Below are 19,187 nucleotides of genomic sequence, written 5' to 3'. Positions count from 1 at the left end.
GTGTCAGTCGCCGCAGGCAAGGACCTCGTCGAAGCCCTGGACCAGGCATTCGTGGAAGACGTCGAAATCGGGGATCGCGCCGGTATCGACGTCGATGCCGAGTGCACAGGTGTCGACGTAGGTCAGCAGTGTGACATTGACCGCCGAGCCGATAGTTGGACCGAACGCATACTGCCGTAGCACGCTGGCCCCACCGAGGAACACCGGAACCGGGATACCCGGAACATCGCTGGCCAGGAAGTCGACGTGGCGCAGGATCGAGCCGATGTACCAGCGGGGCATCAGGTTGAGCACGCCCGCGATCCACTCGGTGTAGGGCAAGGACCTCTCACCTCGAATTCTGGCGGTCTGCTCTTTGATGGCGCTGATTCGCTCTGCCGGGTCGACGGTGCCGACCGGTACGTCGAACCGCATCAACGTGATCCGGTTGCCGCCCATCTCGTCACCCTCGGCGCGCAGGTTGATGGGCATGGTCAGGTGGAGGTCGCCGACTACGACACCGTGCCTTTCGTGGTACAGCCGCAACCCGCCGGCCAGGCCTGCCACAAAGGCGTCGTTCAACGCCCCGCCGCACCTGTGCGCCGCGCGCCGCAACCGAGTCTTCGGCACGTCATAGACGCCGAGACGACGGGCCAGGGTCCGGTTCTTCATCAGCGGGGACCCGGTGCGGTTCACCGGCCGGACGGTCCGGTAGATCGAAGCCGTTGTGGCCGTTATTGACTCGATGGTCCCCAGCGGCTGCCGGATGCTGTTGACGAAGAGTTTCGGGGCCGAGGTGATTGTTCTCGACAGCGCAGTCGCAACCAGTCCCGCGTCGTAGCCCAGCACATCGCGGTATCCGCGCAACCAGGGCTGCGGGGCCACCGCCGGCGGAGCGAGTAACCGGTCGCGCTGTTCCGGCAGCTCCGAGAGGTCGAATAAGGTCATGGCGATCTGTACCCCTCCGACACCGTCGGTGAGGCTGTGGTGGAACTTGCACAGCATCGCCGCTCCCCCGTCGTCGAGGCCGTCGATCAGCGTGACGCTCCACAACGGACGAGCCCGGTCGAAATCCTCCATCGCGGCCAGGCGGGCCATCTCGAGCACCCCGTCGAGGTCACCAGGACTGGGTGCTGATGCTCGCCGGATATGGAAGCGCAGATCGAAATCCGGGGCGTTCTCCCACCGCGGCGGGGCGGGAGCGAGCGACTCCACCACTCGTTGCCGGAACATCGGCAGTTTGCGGGTGATGCGGTCGAACCGCTCGCACACGTCATCCCAGTCGGGCGTCTTGTCCAGTGTCAACACCGTCACAACAGTGGAACGAAGTCGTGGATCGCTCTCCATTGCCCAGGTGAACGCGTCGCTATTGCGCATGAATTCAGCCATATGTGCTCCCACGCCCAGCTTATGGTCAGCGACACCGCACGTCAGCTGACTTGGCGCGACTGAGGACTTTGTGCCTTCGTGTCCGGATCGAACGCGATCCGCGGCACCGCCGCGGTCGGGCTTATGGTGCGTGGGTCGCGATGACGAGGATGCAAACGAGGCACACAACCCCGACTACGACGACTCGTAGACCGCTACGGCCGCGTCGGTGTCGAGGTTGACCCGGACATCCGGATGCCGCTGAAGGATGCTGGCCGGGCATTGCTCGGTGACCGGGCCGCGCACAGCCGCGGCCACGGCATCGGCCTTGTGGCTGCCGGAGGCGACGAGTTCGATGCGGCCGGCACGCATGATCGTCGCGAGGCCCTGGGTCAGACATTCAACGGGAACGGCGTTTGTGGAGGGAAAGAACCGTGCGTTGGCTCGGCGGGTGGACTCGGTGAGTGTCGCGCGATGCGTGGTGGCGGAGAACGGCGTGCCCGGCTCGTTGAAGCCGATGTGTCCGTTTTCTCCGATGCCCAAGATCTGCAGATCCACCCCCGCAACGGCAATGGCCGCTTCGTAGGCCTCGGCGGCCTCATCGGGATCCGCGGCGCCACCGTCGGGAACGTGCAGCGACGTCGGGTGCAGGCCCAGCGGTCGGATGAGGACACGTTCGAGGACTGCCCGATACGACTGCGGATGGCCAGGTGGCAGACCGATGTACTCATCGAGGGCGAACCAGCGCACCCCAGACGCGTCGAGGCCGTCGTCGGTATACCGTGCCAGGGCACGGTATACCGGCTCGGGCGACGACCCGGTGGCCACGCCGATCACCGCGTCCGGTTTGTCGCGAATCAGCGCCGCGATGCGCGCCGCAACCTGTTGCCCCGCCGCCTCGGTACCGGAGCAGATCTCGATGTCCAGTGTCACGCCGCCTTCGACCGCTTGGCCAGCACCCGCGCGATGTCGGGATTGGAATCGACGTAGCGCGACAACAGTTCGCGCGCCACGCTCACCGAATCGACCAGTGGGTGCAGTGCGAACGCTTTGAGGGCGTCGGTACTCGATCCGGTCAACGCTGCGCTGATCGTCTGCCGCTCGACGGCTTTCACCTGCTGCATCAAACCGAGCTGATGCAGATCGGGCTGGGTCTCCAACGTCAGCGGATGCACACCGTTGGCGTCCACCATCGTCGATACCTCGACCACCGCATCGGCGGGCAATCCTTGGATCGTGCCACGGTTGCGCACGTTGAGGATCATCGTGCGGCGCTCGTTGCGGCTGATTGCCGCCATCACCCCGAGAGCCACACCGGCGTAGCCCAGATGCGCCGGGTCGGTCTCGCGATCCCGTTCGACAGCCGGGGCTCCCTGGACACCGCCCTTGGCCTCGGCCATATAGCTGGCGCCACGCTCATCGACCGCGGCGGTCCACAACTTGGCCGCATGCTCAGGCTGCGCGGCGGCTTCGGTGAAGAACCGGCCCTGGGTCTCCAGGAGGAAATCGCCACGGGTCTGCGGGGATTCGAGGATGTGCCGGACGGCGTCACGGTGAAAGTAGTAGTAGTAGAGATACTCGTTGGGAATGACTTGTAGCGCGCGGATCCAATCGAGCCCGAAGACCTGCGCCTCCTCCAACCGGTTCAGCCTCTGCTCGTCGGCGAGCAGGTCCGGCAGCACGTCGCGGCCGTCGACGAGCACCCGGCGCATCCAGCCGAGGTGGTTGAGACCGACGTAGTCCATGTCTATGCGGGTGTGGTCGTAGCCCAGCGCTGCGGCGACCCTGCGGCCCAAACCGGACGGGGTATCGCAGATGCCGAGGGCCCGGTCCCCCAGCACGCTCTGCAGTGCCTCGGTGATGATGCCGGCCGGATTGGTGAAGTTCAGGAAGTAGGCGTCAGGGGCCACCCTGCGGATCGTGTGGGCGATATCAAGCATCACCGGCACGGTGCGCAACGCATAGGCGATACCGCCGGGGCCTGTCGTCTCTTGCCCAATCACGTTGAGGTCCAACGCAACATGTTCGTCACAGCAGCGTTGCTCGACGCCACCGACGCGGATGGCGGCGAAGACGAAGTCCGCACCTTCCAGCGCGGGCTCCAGTTGGGTGTAGGTCCGCACGGTCGGCACGTCGGTGAACCCGACGGCGAGTTGCTCGAGGATGGTGGTGATCGTGGCCAGCCGACCCTGGTCGACGTCGTAGAGGGCGACCTCGGTAACCCGCGGCGACCCCTCGTCGCGGATCAGGGCTTGCCACACATACGGGGTGCGGAATCCGCCTCCACCGAGGATCGTGAGTTTCATGCAACGATGACCTTTCTGCCGGTCTCCCGGCGGTGAACAAGTTCGTCTTGGGGCGTGCCCGCCGTCGTGATGAGCACATCGACGTCGTCGAGCGAGCACAGGCGCAGGGCGCCCGAGCCCGGAAATTTCAGTTCGCTGGCCAGCAGGACGATCGCCTGGGAGGCGGCGATGAGGGCTTGTTTGATCGGCGCCTCGACAGCCATGTTGTCCAACACCCGGCCACCGCGAACGCCGGTGCAGCTCAAGAACATCATGTCGGCGCTGAGCTGGCCGATGACCTGCTCGGCCAGTGGGCCGACGAGTGACTGCTGATTGCGTCGCAGCACGCCACCGAGAAGTACGAGTTCGACGGCGTCGTCGTCGCGAACTTCGTCGAGGACTGCCAGGTTCGACGTGATGATGGTGACGGGGCGTCCCCGCAATTCCCGAGCAACCAGCTGGGTCGTCGACCCGATGTCGAGCACCACGACGTCCCCGTCGGCAACCAACCGAGCGGCCTCGGCCGCCATCTTCTGGCGCAGCTCGAGATCGCCCCGGCTGTCAGAGGTGAAGGGGTCCTCCACAGCGCCCGAGTCGGTGATGGTGGCCCGGCTCCCCTGCGTCAGCATGGCTCCGCCATAGAGCCGCTCGAGCCGTCCCCCCTTGGCCAGGATGTCCAGATCGCGACGGATGGTGGACTCGCTGACCCCCAAGGACTCGGCGAGCTGGACCACGGACTGGCCACCACCGGCCAGCGCGGCGAGGATGCGCTCATGGCGTCGGGCAAGGAACATGTCCGGAATCGTACCCACTGAATGACAGACTTTGCGCGACTTTGAACGATTTTCGACAAATTTCAGCGAAATTACCCGCGAGAGACATCCAAGCAACATAATCGTCACGCAAGACAGCCACGCTAAGCGCGCAAACAACGTCAAACTCAGTCAAAACTGTGGAGGTGCCCACGAGTGACCGATCGTGAAATCGACGTGCTGATCGCGGGTCAGGTGTACAGCGACCTGGTTTTCACCGGGGTTCAGGCACCGGCCCCCGGAGCCGAGGTGTACGCCCACGGCTTCGCGATCTCGCCCGGCGGGGCCGCCAACCGCGCGGTCGCGGCCGCCCGACTCGGCGCACACACCGCACTGGTCACCGAGTTGGGTGATGACCCCATCGGCTGCATCATCGCGCGCACCCTGCGCGATGAGCCGAATATGGATCTGCGCTTCGCCGTTCAGCACCAGGGATATCAGAACCCCATCTCGGTGGCGATCACCGACGGGCACGACCGATCGTTCGTGACCTACGAACAGCAGCCCCCGCACCTTCCGTCCTGGCCGGACTCCACGCCGGTCCGCGTCGCCCATGTCGGTCTGGGCCGCGGTCCCGTCCACACCGAGGCCACTCGGCTGCGCGCACGGGGCACCACACTGGTGAGCGGCGTCGGCTGGGACCCGTCGGGCCAGTGGTCGGAGGCCATGCTCGAGCAACTCGACAATGTGGACGTCCTCATCGTCAACGAGATCGAGGCGCTCGGCTACACCCGCACGCAGACCGCCGATGCGGCATTGGACATCCTTGCCGAGCGCGTCGATCTGGCGGTCATCACGCTGGGGCCGGGCGGGGCGATGGCGGCGCAGGGACCGAGCCGGCTGCGCGTACCCGCCATCGCAGTCCGCGCGGTGGACCCCACCGGGGCCGGAGATGCCTTCACCGCCGCGTTCATGGCCGCCACCGCATGGGACTGGGAAATCCCCCAGCGGCTGCGGCTGGCCAGCATCAGCGCCACCTGTTCGGTGCGCGGCGCCGGTGGCGCCCGCAGCGCGCCCCGTCCCGCCGATATCGCCGATCTGCTCGACGAGCACCGCCATGACCCGCAGTGGGAACCGGTCCGGCATTGGGCCGAACAACACCGCCAGTCCGCCATCCCTGCAACCCGAGGAGCCCTGACCTCATGACAAGAACCCGACTTTTTCGATTCGGCGGCGCCCTGGCCGCGACCATCACCCTGCTGACAGCGACCGCGTGTGCCCCGGGCCCCTCCGGTGGCGGTGCACCGGCCGCGCCCACCAGCCCGGTGTCCAAAGACATCTCGTCGGCCGGCCCCGTTACCTTGACCGTGTGGGACCAGAACACCGATGGCGGCATCTCCAAGGCGCAGGAGGAGCTCAACGCCGAGTTTCACCAGAAGTACCCCAACGTCACGATCAACCGGACCGTCGAGTCGTTCAGTGATCTCAAGACGACCCTGAAGCTGGCACTCTCCAGTAACACTCCCCCGGACGTCGTCCAGGCCAACCAGGGCTACCCCGACATGGGCGCGTTTGTCTCCGCAGGGATGCTGCGCCCGATGAACGACTACGCCAAGCTCTACGGCTGGGACGGCTACTACCCCCACGGCCTGCTCAAGCAGAACAGCTTCAGCAGCGACGGCAAGACCTGGCAGGGCGACACGCTGTTCGGCGTCTCGCAGACCGGCGAGGTCGTGGGCATCTACTACAACCGCAAGAAGCTGGCGTCGCTCGGGCTGTCCGCGCCCACCACACTGGGCGAGCTGGATTCGGCGATGGGCGCCGCGAAAGCCAAGGGGATGCTGCCGATGTCGTTCGGCAATCTCGACAAATCGCCCGGCATCCACCTGTTCGGAGTCGTCCAGGCTGCACTGGCGGGCGCACCGGCGGTCAAGAATCTCGTGAGCGGCCAGAGCGGTGCATGGACCGATCCGGCCTCGCTGAAGGCCGCCCAGCAGATCGCCGAATGGTCCACCAAGGGCTATCTGACTCCGGGCACCAACGGGGTCTCCCGCGACGACGCCGTTGCCGCATTCGGAAAGGGCGGCGCGCTGTTCACCCTCACCGGGACCTGGATGCAGCAGCCCCTGCACGACGCCCTGGGTGACGACGTCGGCTTCACCACGCTGACCTCCACGGACGGCAAGCCGGCCACCACCGGCGGGCAGGGACTGGCCTGGGCCATCACATCGAAGTCCGCCCATCCCGATGTCGCCGCGGCTTATATCGATTTCATCACCAACGCCAAAGCCGCACAGCTGCTCCTGGATTCCGGCAACCTGCCGACGGTACTGCCGTCGGGCTACGAGCCCAAGGCGGGCACGTTGGCCGGCGATATCGCGACGCAATACCGGGATGTCCAGGCGGCCGACGGCGTGGTCCCCTATCTCGACTACACCACGCCGACCTTCTATGACACCCTCACCGCGGGAATGCAGGAACTCCTTGGTGGGCAGTCTGATCCGCAGCAGTTCGTGGATGCCCTGCAAACCGACTACGCCGCCTTCCTCAAGAACCAGAAATGACCGTGACGCTGCGCCCACCACGACGAACGACCACGTCGGACAGTCCCGGCGCCGACCCCGGTGACCGGCTCAGCCGGTCACCGCGGCCGCGGCGTCGTCGGGCTCGCGGAGCGCTACGCGGCTATCTCTATGTGCTGCCGGCATTCGTGGTCTTCGCGGCATTCCTCGGCGCCCCGCTGGTTCAGACCGTCCAGTACTCGTTCTACAACTGGAATGGCATCGGCACGGCCACCGTCGCCGGAATCTCCAACTACCTCAACGTGTTCGAAGACAAGCAGTTGCGAGGATCATTCCTGCACGCCGGGGTCCTGATGGTGTTCTACGCGGTGGTACCCGTCACCATCGCATTGTTGCTCAGCGCGGTGATCTCACGGGCGCACGCGATGAAGTCGATGTCATTCTTCCGCACGGTGCTGTTCCTGCCGCAGGTGATCACCACCGTCGTCATCGGCACGATCTGGATCTCCGTCTACTCGCAGAACGGCCTGCTCAACCAGACACTGCGCGCCATCGGACTGGGATCGCTGGCGCGGGTGTGGCTGGGCGACCACACCTTCGCCCTGATCGCCATCGGGCTGATCGGCACATGGCTCAACATCGGATTGTGCCTGGTGCTGTTCTTGTCCGGGATCGGCAACATCGCGCCGGAACTGTTCGAAGCCGCCCGCCTCGACGGCGCGGGGCGGGTCCGGGAGTTCTTCGCCATCACGCTGCCGTCGCTGCGCGGCCAGATCGCGGTGGCGCTGACCCTGACCGTGGTGTCGGCGTTGAAAACCTTTGACCTGGTTTACATCACCACCCGCGGCGGCCCCGGAACCGCCACCACCGTCCCGGCCTTCGAGGCCTACAACCGGGCCTTCAACACCGGGCAGGTGGGTTTGGCCTCCGCCATCGCGGTGGTGCTGACCGTGGCGATCGTCGCACTGACCTTCCTGATCAGCCGGATCACCCCGAGGGAGGCCGAATGAACCTGAGCCGGACCGAGAAGACGGTCAACCAGATCATTCTCGTGCTTTTCGCCGTGTTCGCCGTTGTCCCGTTGCTCGGTGTCGTGCTGTCCTCGATCACCCCCGCCAAGCAGAACTCGGGTGGCTTCAACATCCCGACGAGTATCGACCTGCACAACTACGGTGCGGCGTGGAATCGCGGGAACTTCAGTAGCTACCTACTGTCCAGCGTCGTGGTGACCGCCGCCGTTGTGCTGCTCACCGTGACGCTGGCGACGTTGGCCGGCTACGCGTTCGCCCGGATGCGGTTTCCCGGCTCCTCGATCCTGTTCTACACCTTGCTCCTCGGCCTCACCCTGCCGGCCGAAGCCTTCATCATCCCGCTGTATTTCAACCTGCGCACCATCGGACTCACCGACACCTATTGGGCACTGATCCTGCCGCAAACCGCCCAGTCCCTGGGATTCGCAGTGTTCTGGATGCGCAACCAGTTTCGTGCCTTCCCCGGCGAGATCATCGAGGCCGCCCGGTTGGACGGATCGAGTGACTTCCGGCTGCTCTGGCGCATTGTCGTGCCGCCGAGCCTGGCGCCGATGATGACCATGGCCGTCATCGTCACGATGTGGACATGGAATGAGTTCCTGCTGCCGCTGGTCCTCGTCGTCTCTGACAGCCGACGTACCGCCCCTCTTGGCTTGGCACTGTTCCAGGGGCAACACCTCACCGACTATTCGCTGCTGGCCGCCGCCGGCGTGATGGTCGCCCTACCGATCGCAGTGCTCTTCTTCGCACTGCAGAAGCGATTCATCAACGGAATGGTCGGTGGCATCTCGTCCCGTTGACACCGGCTCCCCGTCCGCGCACCCCTCGATCACAGGAGTACATCCCATGGCCGCCATTCGATTCGACAAGGCCCAGCGCTGGTACCCGAAAGCTCCCGCGCCGGCAGTGGCCGGCATCGACCTGGAGATCGCCGACGGTGAGTTCATGGTGCTCGTCGGACCTTCGGGTTGTGGCAAGTCGACCACTCTGCGCATGCTGGCGGGCCTGGAGGAAGTGACCGCCGGCTCGATACATCTGGGCGGACGCGATGTCACCACGGCCGCCCCCAAGGACCGGGACATCGCCATGGTGTTCCAGAACTACGCGCTGTACCCGCACATGACCGTCGCCGGGAACATGGGATTCTGTCTCAAGAACGCGGGCCTGCCCAAACACGAGCGCGAACGTCGGATCGCCGAGGCCGCCAAGACCCTCGGCCTCACCGACTATCTCGACCGCAAACCCAAGGCGCTCTCGGGTGGGCAGCGCCAACGGGTCGCGATGGGCCGTGCGATCGTCCGCAATCCCCAGGTGTTCTGCATGGATGAGCCGCTGTCCAACCTCGACGCGAAGATGCGCGTGCAGACCCGCACCGATATCGCCAAGCTGCAGCGTGACCTCGGTGTCACCACCGTCTACGTGACCCATGACCAGACCGAGGCCATGACCATGGGTGACCGCGTCGCGGTCATGAAAGACGGTGAACTGCAACAGGTCGGCGCCCCGATGGAGCTCTACGCCCGGCCGGTCAACGTGTTCGTCGCGGGATTCATCGGATCACCGGCGATGAAGTTCCTCGATGGCGATCTCGACGAGGCAGGAATCACCGCGGCGGGACACACCATGGCCGTGGAACGCAACGGGGCCATCAACGGGCCGGTCATCGTCGGTGTCCGGCCCGAAGGATGGCGCCTGACGCAGGCGGGTAACGGTATCCCCGTCACCGTCGCGATGGTCGAGATCCTGGGGGCGGATGCCTACCTGTACGGCACCGCCAGCCCCGTCGGCGCCGACGTCATCGTCCGAACCAGCGGTCGCGACCAGATCCGGATGGGCGATACCGTGCACGTCACCGCGGATCCCCACGCCATCCACCTCTTCGACAAGGCCACCGGCGCTCGGGTCGGTTAGGTGTGGGCGGCCACGACGTTGCTGACCAGTGCTACACGTGATCCGACGGCTGTGGTCAGTCGCAGGCCAACACGATGCTGCCGAGGTGGCCGAGGGCAATCGTGATGGTGTCCCCCGTAGCAATCGGGACAGCAGAGGTCAGTCCCCCGGAGAAGATGACTTCGCCCCGGCGCAAACCGCTTTCGCCGTCCATGTGCAGACGTCGCACCAACCATGCGACCGCAGCGGCGGGATGGCCCATGACTGCTGCGCCTGCGGCCGTGTCGATGACCTCGCCGTTCTTCGTCAAGACGGCGCCGATGAGATCGAGTGCCACTCCTCGCGGCGAGTGTGGTGGTCCCACGACATAACGTCCGGCAGAGACATTGTCTGCGGCGAGATCTGCGGCGGTGAAACGGTAGTCCTGGTATCGGGAGTCGAGTACTTCGATACCTGCCGCCACCGCTGCGGTGGCGGCAAGGACGTCAGCGGAGGTGACACAGGGGCCGGCGAGATCCTCACCGAGGGTGAAGACGATCTCGGGCTCGGCACGCGGCGCTATCAGGGAGCGGGTCGGAACGGGTTGCCCCAGGTTGAGCCCGTCAGCGGCATCGAGAAATCCGTAGAGCGGTGTGTCTACACCGACCTGTCGTTGCTTGGCCCGTGAAGTCAGTGCCAGCTTCCATCCCGCGACGGGTCGTCCGCGCCGACGATGGCGTTGAACGCGATACCCGAGCTCAAGGTCAAGATCGATGGGTGGGTGGCCGTCGCTGAACGAGGCAATGGCACAACGGGTGCGGCGCGCGGTGTCCAGTCTTGCGGCGATCTCATCCATGTTTTCTGCTTCGTTGAGTGGCATGTTCAACCCAGTCGAGGGATGTAGGCCAGCCCATGCGCGCCCGGTTCACCGCGCTTGGCGATGGTCAGGCTGTTGAGCACCTCCCAGGTCTGCAGGTCGACGATGTCGACCGTCGACGACGTCACCGCTGCCACGTAGCCGAGGTGTCCATCCGGCGAGGCGGTGATCGTCAAAGGGAACTTGCCGGTCAGTTCCACACGCGCGACGCGCTGCCGAGTCGCAGTCGAGAAGGCGCTGAGTCGCCCCCGGGCGTGACGCCCCAGTGCGGAGGACTCGTCCGCCGACATGCGTAATTCACCGACCAGCAGAATGCTGGCGCTGGTCAAGCACACCGGAAAGACGATGTTCTCGGTGGATAGCACATCGAGCACCGATCCGTTGGTGGTGTCGATGACACGTATGCCGGTGAGCGGAGAAGACTCGGCGGTACAGGATGTGAATGAGCCGTAGGGCGCGGCGACATAGAGTTCACTGCCGTCTGCAGAGACGGCCAGGCCCTCGCTGCCCGGCACCTCGACCGTGCTGAATGTGCCTGCCTGCAAGTCGACGAACGACACGAATGGAGCTTCCTTGTTGCTGGCGTAGCCCTTCTCGCCGGCGGAATCGATCACGAACCAATGCGGGCCAGGTGCGCCGGTATCGATGCGGCCCAGCGCCTTTCGGGTCGAGGTGTCGATCACCACGACACCACCAGGCCGGTCCGGACTCCCCTCGACACTCACATACAGGCGTCCCCGAACCGGATCGAGAGCCAATCCGTGCGGCCCGTGTTCGGGAGCGAGGTCGACGACGTCGACAACGCGTCGAGCGTCGGGATCGATTACCGTCAGTTGGGTACCCCGGCCCGCGTTGGCATGGTAGTAGCCCGAGACATAGGTGTTGGTGCACCACAACAGTCGCTGTGTCGGGTCGAAACACAATTCGTGGGGCTCGGGCGGCACCTCCACTTCTGCCAGCATGGTGTCGGAGACGGCATCGAAGAACGTCACCGTGGGTCCGCTCTGGCTGACCACGGCCAAGACGTCGCCGGCGCGGTCGTCGCGATCAGAGTTCGAGATCATGATGCTCCTGTGTGAAATGAGTGATAACTGCTGCGATATCCAGGCTGAGCCACCAATCCTTAACGCACAATGCAATAGTTGTTATCTGATCCTTATCGCAAAAGTTAATGATTCAAGGAGGGACGACCCACCGATGGATCTCAATCTGCTGCGCGTTCTCGACACACTCCTGCAGGAGAGCAGCGTGACCGCGGCAGCAGAGAGATTGGGGACCTCCCCGCCGGCCGTGAGCCGATCACTGTCGCGGCTGCGCCGGATCACCGGCGACCAGCTGCTGGTGCGTGCCGGCCAAGCCTTGGTGCCCACCCCACGCGCTCTGGCCATTCGCGACACACTGCATACGCTGCTCGGCCAGGCCGATCAGCTGTTACGTCCAGGAGGAGAATTCGACCCCACCACCATCAGCGAGACGTTCACCGTCCAGGTATCCGACCTGTTTCTCACCAGCGTGGCGGACCCGCTCCTGGAGACTCTGCAACGAGAAGCACCCGGCGTCAACGTCATCTTCTTGCCAGAGACGTTGGAAGGAACCACCGCCCTACGCCGCGGTGACGTCGATGTCGAACTCGGAGTCCTCTCACACCTGGATCCCGAGACGCGCCACCAAACCCTCGCAGAGACAACGCTGCTGGGAGTGGCCAGGGCTACCAACCCGCTGTTCGACGGCCCCATTGGCGCCGCGCGGTTCGCCGGCGCCGCTCATATCGGCATCTCTCGCCTTGGCAAACGACGCGGCCCCATAGACGACGCGCTGACCCGCCTAGGACTACACCGTCGGGTGGCCGTCGTTGTCCCCAGCCACACCAGCGCAATGCTGCTCGCACGATCCACAGACCTGGTCGCCCTGACGGCACCCGTATGGTCCGACACCATCGTTGCCGAACTGGGGCTCGCCACGTTCCCGATCCCACTCGACCTGCTGCCCATGACCATCGGCGTGGCCTGGCACCCCCGCAACGACATCGATCCCGCACACCGGTGGTTCCGCACGCAACTGTCACGAGCCTTCATCCAGGCGCAACAAACAAGCCCCGAGGAGGAGCAGCGCGAACCCGCCCACGCCCAAGGTGTCGGCGTCGCGACCCGCAACGGCTAGGTCGCCGGCATCAGAGTGCGTCCCAGCCCGACCTTCGTCGAGGCTCCCCCGGGCGTCACAGTGACGAATTCAGGGGGGTCGCCGGGCCGGTTCGTTCTCTGGATATACCTGCATGAGTACTCTGTTTCTGCGGACTCCGGCTGTGTCACACTGTCCGGATGATTTCTCCCGACCCGCGGACCGAGGACTCGCTGCCTGCAAAGGCGGTGGATCAGGACGCGGACGAAGCCGCCGACGTGGTGATCGCGGCGGCTTCCGGTGAGCGGCAGATCAGTGCCACCGAACTCGCCAGGATGTTGCTCTCGGTCAGTCATACCGTGGCCGACGAGGACGAACTCCTCAGCCTGCTGCAGAACCTCGCTCAGATCGCGCAGAAGGCGATCACCGGAGCCGACAGCACGGGCGTCACGATCGATCTGGCCGGACGGACCTACACCGCGGTGCACACCGACGAGCGCACGCTGCGCGTCGATACCGAACAGTACGACGCCGGAGACGGGCCCTGCCTGCAGGCTGCCCGCCTCGGTGAGATCGTGCTCGTGGATTCCGAAGAAGCGGTGTCCACCTGGCCGGAGTTCGCGGCCGCGGCACGTGCCGAAGGCATCCTCAGCTTTCTGGCGGCACCTTTGGTCACCGTCGACCAGTCGCTCGGGTCGTTGAATCTCTACGGTCGAGCGCGTTCGGCGTTCGACAGTTTCGATGCCGAGATCCTGGAGCTGCTCACCACGGCGGTCTCGCGAGCGATAGGTGATTTCGCCCGGTTCCGTTCGGTGCGTGACGTCGCAGTCGGACTGCAGCGCGCACTGGAGACGCGTGCGCCCATCGAACAGGCCAAAGGCATGTTGATGGCCATTCACGGCATTGATGCCGGTGAGGCTTTCGATCGGCTCCGTCGTGAAAGCCAGAACTCGAATGTCCCGCTGCGTACCGTAGCCGCCGATCTGGTCCAGCGTTTCACCGCGTTGCCCGGATCGGCGACTGACGGAAAAGCCGGCTGAGCGTCACATACTCCCCCGTGTTGCTTCGTGGCGACGAAATGCCCTGGGGTGCAGACATCTTCATTCGCGGATCAGCGCCGGTCCCGGTGGTCTGTGGTTCCGCCCTCTGATTCCCAGCGTTCTTGAGCGCTGAGAGCCTGTGCGCGCCGATCCCGTTCGCGCGCGCTGCCGATGGGCGGGCTCGTCTCCTGCGGGGTCATCGTGACGCTCCCCTCTCTTCCGGGGGCAGGTCCTGGTCTCGTCATCGGTCTTGATGCTCCTTGCGCGCACCGCTGGATTTCTCGGGTGTGTGGACGGCCGGATCAACGCTATCCGCGCGCTCCCATTGCTGATTGAGCTTCTCGCGTGAGTCCACCGCTTCGCTCCGGTGCGTTTCGGCCTGCTGTTGCAGACCGGCGGCTTGTGCGGCCTTGACATCGGATTCGGCCTGAGCCGCGCGGGCGCGGGCGGCGGTCTCGTCCGCCCATGCTTCGCGCTGCCGCACGTCGCGCGCCTCGTCCTTCGCTGACTCACGAATCTCTTCGGCGGCGATATGACGATGGGCGTTGCGTCTGTCGCGCGCCACCCAGGCAATGGCGACGATGAGAAGGATCGCCACGCACACCACGAGGACGATCAAGAGGATGCTGGGGGTGGCCATATCGGCTCCTTAGGTTGGTCAATCGGTGAATCAGGTCGTGGCGGAGCCGCCCGCACCCGCCGCGAGCCAATGGATGCCATTGCGCGAGTGGTTATTTGAGCGTCGAACTCCTCGACTACGCGGGTGTACCCGTGCGTCTGCTCGCCCCGGTGTCGGGTCTAGTAGTAGTGGCGACGGCCGCCGACCGCATGCCCCATCCGCCCCATGAGCATCAGCAGTAGGCCGACGACCAGCAGGATGACCCCGATCACCAAAACGATGTGGGCGAAAGCGAAGGTGGGAACAAGGCTGGGCAGCAGCAGGCCCAGGACGATGAGGATGATGCCGAGAACGATCATGGTGTTTACCTGGTTTCGATGTGAACAGACGGAGAGCGGCGGAAGACCTTCTTCGCGTTGCTCGTGGCAGCTTCGACCTTGTGGGCGATCCTTTTACCGACCCTCATTGCGGACTCCTTGCCTGTCGTTGTCCGTCGCCCGCGACTGAGCGACGGTGGCCACGGTGGACGTCCTGCCAGAGGCGTCGACCTCGGTGGCGCTCCCCTGGTGCCGACCGGCGGGCCTGCGCCCGAACAGGGTCGGTCGCCTCCGGGTGACAATTGGTCCGGTGGCATCCGCATCCGCGTCGTTCTGGTCATGTGCGAGGCGTTGGTCGCGTTCCTGATTCAAGAACGCCGTCTCACGACGGGATGTCTCGAGTTTGTGCCGAGCGTCGCGCCCGCGAGTCGCGGTGTGCCGCGTGCCGGCCAACAACACGCTCAACCCCAACATGGCGATCGCGCCGACCATCATCCCGAACAGGAAGAGCGTGCCGGTCGACCCGGTGACGTGGTAGCCGAGCGCATTGAAGTGGTCGGGTAGGGGGTGGTCCGGCCCTGAATTCGTCAGTACGCCGGTGAAACCCACGATCACCGCGGCGAGCAGAACGACCAATCCAACGATGACGATCATGGCAACGCCTCTATCCGCACTAGAAGTCCAGTCAACGCTTCATGGGAGACGTTGTCAACGTCGTATGTCTACAACGTAGACTCAGCTGTACTGATCGAATATTCCCTGTTCAGCACCCATCTACCCGTGAGGTCTGTGGTCCCAGCGTGCCTGTGAGTCAGATATCGGAGGGGGCGTGTCATCCATGATGCAAACACCGATGGGTCCGCCCGGTCCGGGCCGGTCCGAGGACGGCGCGGGTGGGCCGATCACCCGCGTCGCAGTTCTGGCCAAGGCCCTGGAGATCATCGACCGGGAAGGTGTCGACGCGCTGTCGATGCGCCGACTCGGTGAGGCGGTCGGGCGCGACCCGATGGCGCTCTACCGCCACGTCCCGAACAAGGCTGCCGTACTGGACGGGGTCGTCGAGCTGGTCTTCGAGCAGCTATCGCTGGACACGTCGGCATCGGATTGGGTTGCGGCACTTCGCCGTCTCGGCCACGACTTTCGCGATCTGGCGCACCGCCATCCCCACGTGGTGCCCCTGCTGGTGACGCGCCCACTTGCGACACCATTGGGGATGCGGCCACCGGGGATTTTGCGTCACCTCGAAGAGGTCCTGGCGTTGTTGACCGCGGCAGGGTTCACCGGAGCCGACGCTTTGCACATCTACCGGGCGTTGTTCGGCTTCCTCTACGGCCATGTACTGACCGAATTGCAGGAGATCGTGGAACGGCCCGAGGAAACCGATCACGTCCTGCGGCTCGGGCTGCACCGGCTGCCGATCGGCGAGTTCCCCAACATCCGTGACCTCGCGCCCGCGTGGGCCTCCTACGACGGACTGGCCGAACTGAACCGCGGACTCGACATTCTGCTCAGCGGACTGGCCAGCCGGCTCGCGTGACGCGCTACCGTGGCGGTTCCGCAGCGGACTGACGGGTGGCCAGCACCGAGCCGACGAGGACCAGTGCCAGGCCGGCGACGTTGAACACCGTCAGTGGCTCGGCAAGGACGATCACACCGGCGGCCAGGGCCACAGCGGGATTCACATAGGTGAACACCACTGCGCGGGTCGGTCCCACTTCACGAATCAACGCGAAGAACACGACGAAGGCCAGTGCGGTGCACACCACGGCGAGCAGGGCGGTGGCCACCAGCACACGCGTGCCGGGGACTTCGGTGGGCCACGACAGGGCCGCGGGCACGGCATACACCAGTGCCGCGAGTGCAAGGCAACTTGCGGTCAGTGGAAGCGCTGGGACATCGGCGAGATAGCGGGCGGCGATGAGCGGGGCAATGGCATAGCAGGTGGCCACCAGCAGTACCTGGGCGACCGGCCAGGCACCCCCGCCGGAAAGACCGGGGCCTGCCAGCACCGCCACACCGGTGAGCCCGACTGCCAGGCCGGTTGACCGGATGGCGCTGAGGCGGTGGGTGCCACCACTGAACCGGTCCAGCACCGCCGCGATGATCGGCGACGCCGCGATGAGCAGGCCGGTCGTGGAGCTGCTGAGGTGTCGTTCGGCATTCGACAACAACAACCACGCGGCGATGATCTCGAAGAACGCGAAAGCCAGCACTGGTTTCCCATGGGCAAGCACACAGCGAATGTTGGCCCGCGACAGCGCCAGTGGCAGCAGCACGACGGCGCCGATCAAGGTGCGGGCCAACACGAGTACGGGAACCGAAAGCCCCTCGAGTGCAATCTTGATCAGCAGGTAGGGAATCCCCCAGATCACGCTCATGGCAGCGAACAGCAGCCAACCACGTGCACTCACGGTTTGCCCGCGTCACGAGAACCATCCGCAGTCACTCGGTCACTACATCACGCCGCACCGAATCGGTCAGTGCCGGTGATGCCATGAACGTCGCGGTGTGTGGCGCGTTGGCGCGCTTCGGCGTGGGCGGGTCGCTATAGTCGACCCACCTGAAGTGCACCGCCATGTCACTCCGGCCGGGGGTGGCAGATGAGAGAGAACAGAAAAGGGCAGGTGCACTTCCGCCGCTCGTCGAAGTAAGAAGCGCTTCGAGGACGGCCGAGCCCCACGGCTCTGAATCTATTAACGCCCGGTGACACGGGCGTGGCGATCCCTCCGATGAAGGCACACCGCACCTTGCCGGTGGGCCGAAAAGGACTGCCGTGAGCCGATTCACCGAAACCATGTTCCACAACGCCCGCACCAGCCCACACGGGATGGTGACCGGGGAACCGGACGCACCCGTGCGGCACAGCTGGGCCGACGTGCATGAGCGGGCCTGTCGGGTCGCCGGCGGCCTCGCCGCGGCGGGTATCGGGCACGCCGACGCCGTGGCGGTACTGGCGGGCGCTCCGGTCGAGATCGCTCCCACCGCGCAAGCGGTGTGGATGCGCGGCGCCAGCCTGACCATGCTGCACCAGCCCACGCCGCGCACCGATCTGCTGCGCTGGGCCGAGGAGACCATCGGTGTGATCGACATGATCTCGGCGAAAGCAGTCATCGTCTCCGATCCGTTCATGGCGGCCGCGCCGGTCCTGGCGGAGCGCGGTCTGACGGTGCTGACCGTCGAGGCGCTGCTGGCGCATGCCCCGACCGGGCCCACCGCGACGGGTGAGGACGATATTGCGCTGATGCAGCTGACTTCGGGCTCGACGGGGTCCCCCAAGGCCGTTCAGATCAGCCACGCCAATATCGTCGCCAATGCCGAGGCGATGATGATCGGCTGCCGGTTCGATCTCGACACCGACGTCATCGTCAGTTGGCTGCCGTGTTTCCACGACATGGGCATGACGGGCTACCTGACCGTGCCGATGTACGTCGGTGCCGAATTGGTCAAGGTCACGCCGGTGGACTTCCTGCGCGACACGTTGCTGTGGGCCAGGCTCATCGACAAGTACAAGGGCACGATGACGGCGGCCCCGAACTTCGCCTACAAGGTGTTCGCCAAGCGGCTGCGCGGGCAGGCCACTCCCGGTGATTTCGACCTGTCCTCGTTGCGCTGGGCCCTCTCGGGTGCCGAACAGGTCGATCCGTTCGACGTCGAGGACCTCTGCGATGCGGGGGCTCCGTTCGGATTGCGGCCGGAGGCGATCATTCCCGCCTACGGAATGGCCGAGACAACGGTGGCGGTGTCATTCTCGCCGTGCGGTGGCGGCATGCTCGTCGATGAGGTCGACGCGGATCTGTTGACCCTGCTGCACCGAGCAGTTCCCGCCACACACGGGCGCACCCGACGACTGGTCAACCTGGGCCGGCCGCTGAGTGGCCTGGAACTGCGCGTCGTCGATGAGGACGGCGGTGTGCTCGGGCCTCGCGGAGTCGGGGTCATCGAGGTGCGCGGCGGGCCGGTGACCAAGGGTTACCTCACCGAAGCGGGTTTCCTGGCGGCACAGGACGCCCGGGGCTGGTACGACACCGGCGATCTGGGTTACCTCACCGAGTGCGGCGACGTCGTGGTGTGCGGCCGGCTCAAGGACGTCATCATCATGGCCGGGCGCAACATCTACCCCACCGATATCGAACGTGCCGCCTGTCGGGTGCCGGGGGTTCGGCCGGGATGTTCGGTTGCCGTGCGCCTCGACGCCGGGCTGTCCCGTGAGACATTCGCGGTCGCAGTGGAATCCACGAAACATGACCAGCCGGACGACGTACGCCGTATCGAGCGTCTGGTGGCGCACGAGGTGGTCGCAGAGGTGGATGTCCGGCCGCGCAACGTGGTGGTGCTCGAGCCCGGCACGATCCCGAAGACTCCGTCGGGCAAGTTGCGGCGTGCTCATGCGTTGAGCCTCGTGAGCTGAGC

19 protein-coding genes are annotated in these 19,187 nt (G+C 65.3%); 9 read left to right on the top strand and 10 right to left on the bottom strand.

Annotated elements, in window-relative coordinates:
• Positions 1-3: 3 nt before the first annotated feature.
• The 4 genes from FHU31_RS15880 to FHU31_RS15865 all read right to left on the bottom strand — a co-directional run bounded on the left by FHU31_RS15880 (position 4) and on the right by FHU31_RS15865 (position 4,525).
• Positions 4-1,368, bottom strand: coding sequence for a wax ester/triacylglycerol synthase domain-containing protein (locus FHU31_RS15880; RefSeq protein ID WP_167159769.1), 1,365 nt, complete (start codon positions 1,366-1,368; stop codon positions 4-6).
• A gap of 174 nt (positions 1,369-1,542) precedes the next feature.
• Positions 1,543-2,280 (bottom strand): glucosamine-6-phosphate deaminase, encoded by a 738-nt coding sequence (locus FHU31_RS15875; RefSeq protein ID WP_167159767.1) that lies wholly within the window; start codon positions 2,278-2,280, stop codon positions 1,543-1,545.
• Positions 2,277-3,653: a 6-phospho-beta-glucosidase gene (locus FHU31_RS15870; RefSeq protein WP_167159765.1), complete on the bottom strand. Its 1,377-nt coding sequence runs from the start codon at positions 3,651-3,653 to the stop codon at positions 2,277-2,279. Before FHU31_RS15870 ends, FHU31_RS15875 begins: the two co-directional genes overlap by 4 nt.
• The gene (locus FHU31_RS15865) at positions 3,650-4,525 is read right to left on the bottom strand and encodes a DeoR/GlpR family DNA-binding transcription regulator (protein WP_234901475.1); all 876 of its coding nucleotides are present in this window, start codon (positions 4,523-4,525) and stop codon (positions 3,650-3,652) included. The genes FHU31_RS15870 and FHU31_RS15865 overlap by 4 nt, the downstream gene beginning before the upstream one ends.
• Before the next feature lie 75 nt (positions 4,526-4,600).
• On the opposite strand from FHU31_RS15865, the gene FHU31_RS15860 reads away from it, so the two are divergent.
• From FHU31_RS15860 to FHU31_RS15840, 5 genes are read left to right on the top strand one after another with little or no spacing between them, the layout of a single operon-like run.
• Positions 4,601-5,590 carry a carbohydrate kinase family protein gene (locus tag FHU31_RS15860; protein ID WP_167159763.1) on the top strand — a complete coding sequence of 330 codons (990 nt, stop codon included), beginning with the start codon at positions 4,601-4,603 and terminating at the stop codon, positions 5,588-5,590.
• Entirely contained in the window at positions 5,587-6,948 is a 1,362-nt protein-coding gene (locus FHU31_RS15855) for an extracellular solute-binding protein (RefSeq protein ID WP_167159761.1), read from the top strand. The genes FHU31_RS15860 and FHU31_RS15855 overlap by 4 nt, the downstream gene beginning before the upstream one ends.
• Positions 6,945-7,916 carry a carbohydrate ABC transporter permease gene (locus FHU31_RS15850; protein ID WP_167159759.1) on the top strand — a complete coding sequence of 324 codons (972 nt, stop codon included), beginning with the start codon at positions 6,945-6,947 and terminating at the stop codon, positions 7,914-7,916. Before FHU31_RS15855 ends, FHU31_RS15850 begins: the two co-directional genes overlap by 4 nt.
• Complete coding sequence (locus FHU31_RS15845) at positions 7,913-8,737, top strand: carbohydrate ABC transporter permease (protein ID WP_167159757.1); 825 nt, start codon at positions 7,913-7,915, stop codon at positions 8,735-8,737. The genes FHU31_RS15850 and FHU31_RS15845 overlap by 4 nt, the downstream gene beginning before the upstream one ends.
• Before the next feature lie 46 nt (positions 8,738-8,783).
• Complete coding sequence (locus FHU31_RS15840) at positions 8,784-9,848, top strand: ABC transporter ATP-binding protein (RefSeq protein ID WP_167159755.1); 1,065 nt, start codon at positions 8,784-8,786, stop codon at positions 9,846-9,848.
• 55 nt (positions 9,849-9,903) lie between these two features.
• Here FHU31_RS15840 and FHU31_RS15835 read toward each other — a convergent pair whose 3' ends face one another.
• Both FHU31_RS15835 and FHU31_RS15830 read right to left on the bottom strand, forming a co-directional pair.
• Positions 9,904-10,662 (bottom strand): 2-keto-4-pentenoate hydratase, encoded by a 759-nt coding sequence (locus tag FHU31_RS15835; protein ID WP_167159752.1) that lies wholly within the window; start codon positions 10,660-10,662, stop codon positions 9,904-9,906.
• Positions 10,663-10,688: 26 nt separating this feature from the next.
• A complete protein-coding gene (locus FHU31_RS15830; RefSeq protein ID WP_167159750.1) occupies positions 10,689-11,747 on the bottom strand; it encodes a YncE family protein in 1,059 nt (352 codons plus the stop codon).
• A 133-nt stretch (positions 11,748-11,880) separates the two neighbouring features.
• Here FHU31_RS15830 and FHU31_RS15825 point away from each other — a divergent pair, with 133 nt between their 5' ends.
• Together FHU31_RS15825 and FHU31_RS15820 are read left to right on the top strand one after the other, a co-directional pair.
• Positions 11,881-12,843, top strand: a complete 963-nt coding sequence (locus tag FHU31_RS15825) for a LysR family transcriptional regulator (protein ID WP_167159748.1) — start codon at positions 11,881-11,883, stop codon at positions 12,841-12,843.
• 158 nt (positions 12,844-13,001) lie between these two features.
• The gene (locus FHU31_RS15820) at positions 13,002-13,841 is read left to right on the top strand and encodes a GAF and ANTAR domain-containing protein (RefSeq protein ID WP_167159746.1); all 840 of its coding nucleotides are present in this window, start codon (positions 13,002-13,004) and stop codon (positions 13,839-13,841) included.
• A 241-nt stretch (positions 13,842-14,082) separates the two neighbouring features.
• Here FHU31_RS15820 and FHU31_RS15815 read toward each other — a convergent pair whose 3' ends face one another.
• The 3 genes from FHU31_RS15815 to FHU31_RS15805 form a co-directional block, all read right to left on the bottom strand.
• Positions 14,083-14,481 carry a hypothetical protein gene (locus tag FHU31_RS15815; protein WP_167159744.1) on the bottom strand — a complete coding sequence of 133 codons (399 nt, stop codon included), beginning with the start codon at positions 14,479-14,481 and terminating at the stop codon, positions 14,083-14,085.
• 158 nt (positions 14,482-14,639) lie between these two features.
• Positions 14,640-14,819, bottom strand: coding sequence for a DUF6131 family protein (locus FHU31_RS15810; RefSeq protein WP_036339683.1), 180 nt, complete (start codon positions 14,817-14,819; stop codon positions 14,640-14,642).
• A gap of 93 nt (positions 14,820-14,912) precedes the next feature.
• Entirely contained in the window at positions 14,913-15,431 is a 519-nt protein-coding gene (locus FHU31_RS15805; protein ID WP_167159742.1) for a hypothetical protein, read from the bottom strand.
• 184 nt (positions 15,432-15,615) lie between these two features.
• Here FHU31_RS15805 and FHU31_RS15800 point away from each other — a divergent pair, with 184 nt between their 5' ends.
• Entirely contained in the window at positions 15,616-16,314 is a 699-nt protein-coding gene (locus FHU31_RS15800; RefSeq protein ID WP_167159741.1) for a TetR/AcrR family transcriptional regulator, read from the top strand.
• Between the two features lie 4 nt (positions 16,315-16,318).
• Here FHU31_RS15800 and FHU31_RS15795 read toward each other — a convergent pair whose 3' ends face one another.
• The gene (locus FHU31_RS15795) at positions 16,319-17,188 is read right to left on the bottom strand and encodes a DMT family transporter (protein WP_167159739.1); all 870 of its coding nucleotides are present in this window, start codon (positions 17,186-17,188) and stop codon (positions 16,319-16,321) included.
• A 362-nt stretch (positions 17,189-17,550) separates the two neighbouring features.
• On the opposite strand from FHU31_RS15795, the gene FHU31_RS15790 reads away from it, so the two are divergent.
• Positions 17,551-19,185, top strand: coding sequence for a fatty acyl-AMP ligase (locus tag FHU31_RS15790; RefSeq protein ID WP_167159737.1), 1,635 nt, complete (start codon positions 17,551-17,553; stop codon positions 19,183-19,185).
• Positions 19,186-19,187: the final 2 nt, after the last annotated feature.

The organism is Mycolicibacterium fluoranthenivorans, assembly GCF_011758805.1.
Taxonomy (GTDB): Bacteria; Actinomycetota; Actinomycetes; order Mycobacteriales; family Mycobacteriaceae; genus Mycobacterium; species Mycobacterium fluoranthenivorans.
The sequence above is the reverse complement of the archived record's forward strand: the minus strand, read 5'-3'. Positions and strand labels throughout refer to the sequence as shown.

Bases quoted from the DNA above. Each gene is read 5' to 3' on its own strand.
- FHU31_RS15855 (WP_167159761.1), top strand. From the start codon at position 5,587: ATGACAAGAACCCGACTTTTTCGATTCGGCGGCGCCCTGGCCGCGACC.
- FHU31_RS15800 (WP_167159741.1), top strand. From the start codon at position 15,616: ATGATGCAAACACCGATGGGTCCGCCCGGTCCGGGCCGGTCCGAGGAC.
- FHU31_RS15825 (WP_167159748.1), top strand. From the start codon at position 11,881: ATGGATCTCAATCTGCTGCGCGTTCTCGACACACTCCTGCAGGAGAGC.
- FHU31_RS15805 (WP_167159742.1), bottom strand. From the start codon at position 15,431: ATGATCGTCATCGTTGGATTGGTCGTTCTGCTCGCCGCGGTGATCGTG.
- FHU31_RS15870 (WP_167159765.1), bottom strand. From the start codon at position 3,653: ATGAAACTCACGATCCTCGGTGGAGGCGGATTCCGCACCCCGTATGTG.
- FHU31_RS15865 (WP_234901475.1), bottom strand. From the start codon at position 4,525: ATGTTGCTTGGATGTCTCTCGCGGGTAATTTCGCTGAAATTTGTCGAA.
- FHU31_RS15820 (WP_167159746.1), top strand. From the start codon at position 13,002: ATGATTTCTCCCGACCCGCGGACCGAGGACTCGCTGCCTGCAAAGGCG.
- FHU31_RS15815 (WP_167159744.1), bottom strand. From the start codon at position 14,481: ATGGCCACCCCCAGCATCCTCTTGATCGTCCTCGTGGTGTGCGTGGCG.
- FHU31_RS15835 (WP_167159752.1), bottom strand. From the start codon at position 10,662: ATGGATGAGATCGCCGCAAGACTGGACACCGCGCGCCGCACCCGTTGT.
- FHU31_RS15840 (WP_167159755.1), top strand. From the start codon at position 8,784: ATGGCCGCCATTCGATTCGACAAGGCCCAGCGCTGGTACCCGAAAGCT.
- FHU31_RS15850 (WP_167159759.1), top strand. From the start codon at position 6,945: ATGACCGTGACGCTGCGCCCACCACGACGAACGACCACGTCGGACAGT.
- FHU31_RS15880 (WP_167159769.1), bottom strand. From the start codon at position 1,368: ATGGCTGAATTCATGCGCAATAGCGACGCGTTCACCTGGGCAATGGAG.
- FHU31_RS15810 (WP_036339683.1), bottom strand. From the start codon at position 14,819: ATGATCGTTCTCGGCATCATCCTCATCGTCCTGGGCCTGCTGCTGCCC.
- FHU31_RS15830 (WP_167159750.1), bottom strand. From the start codon at position 11,747: ATGATCTCGAACTCTGATCGCGACGACCGCGCCGGCGACGTCTTGGCC.
- FHU31_RS15845 (WP_167159757.1), top strand. From the start codon at position 7,913: ATGAACCTGAGCCGGACCGAGAAGACGGTCAACCAGATCATTCTCGTG.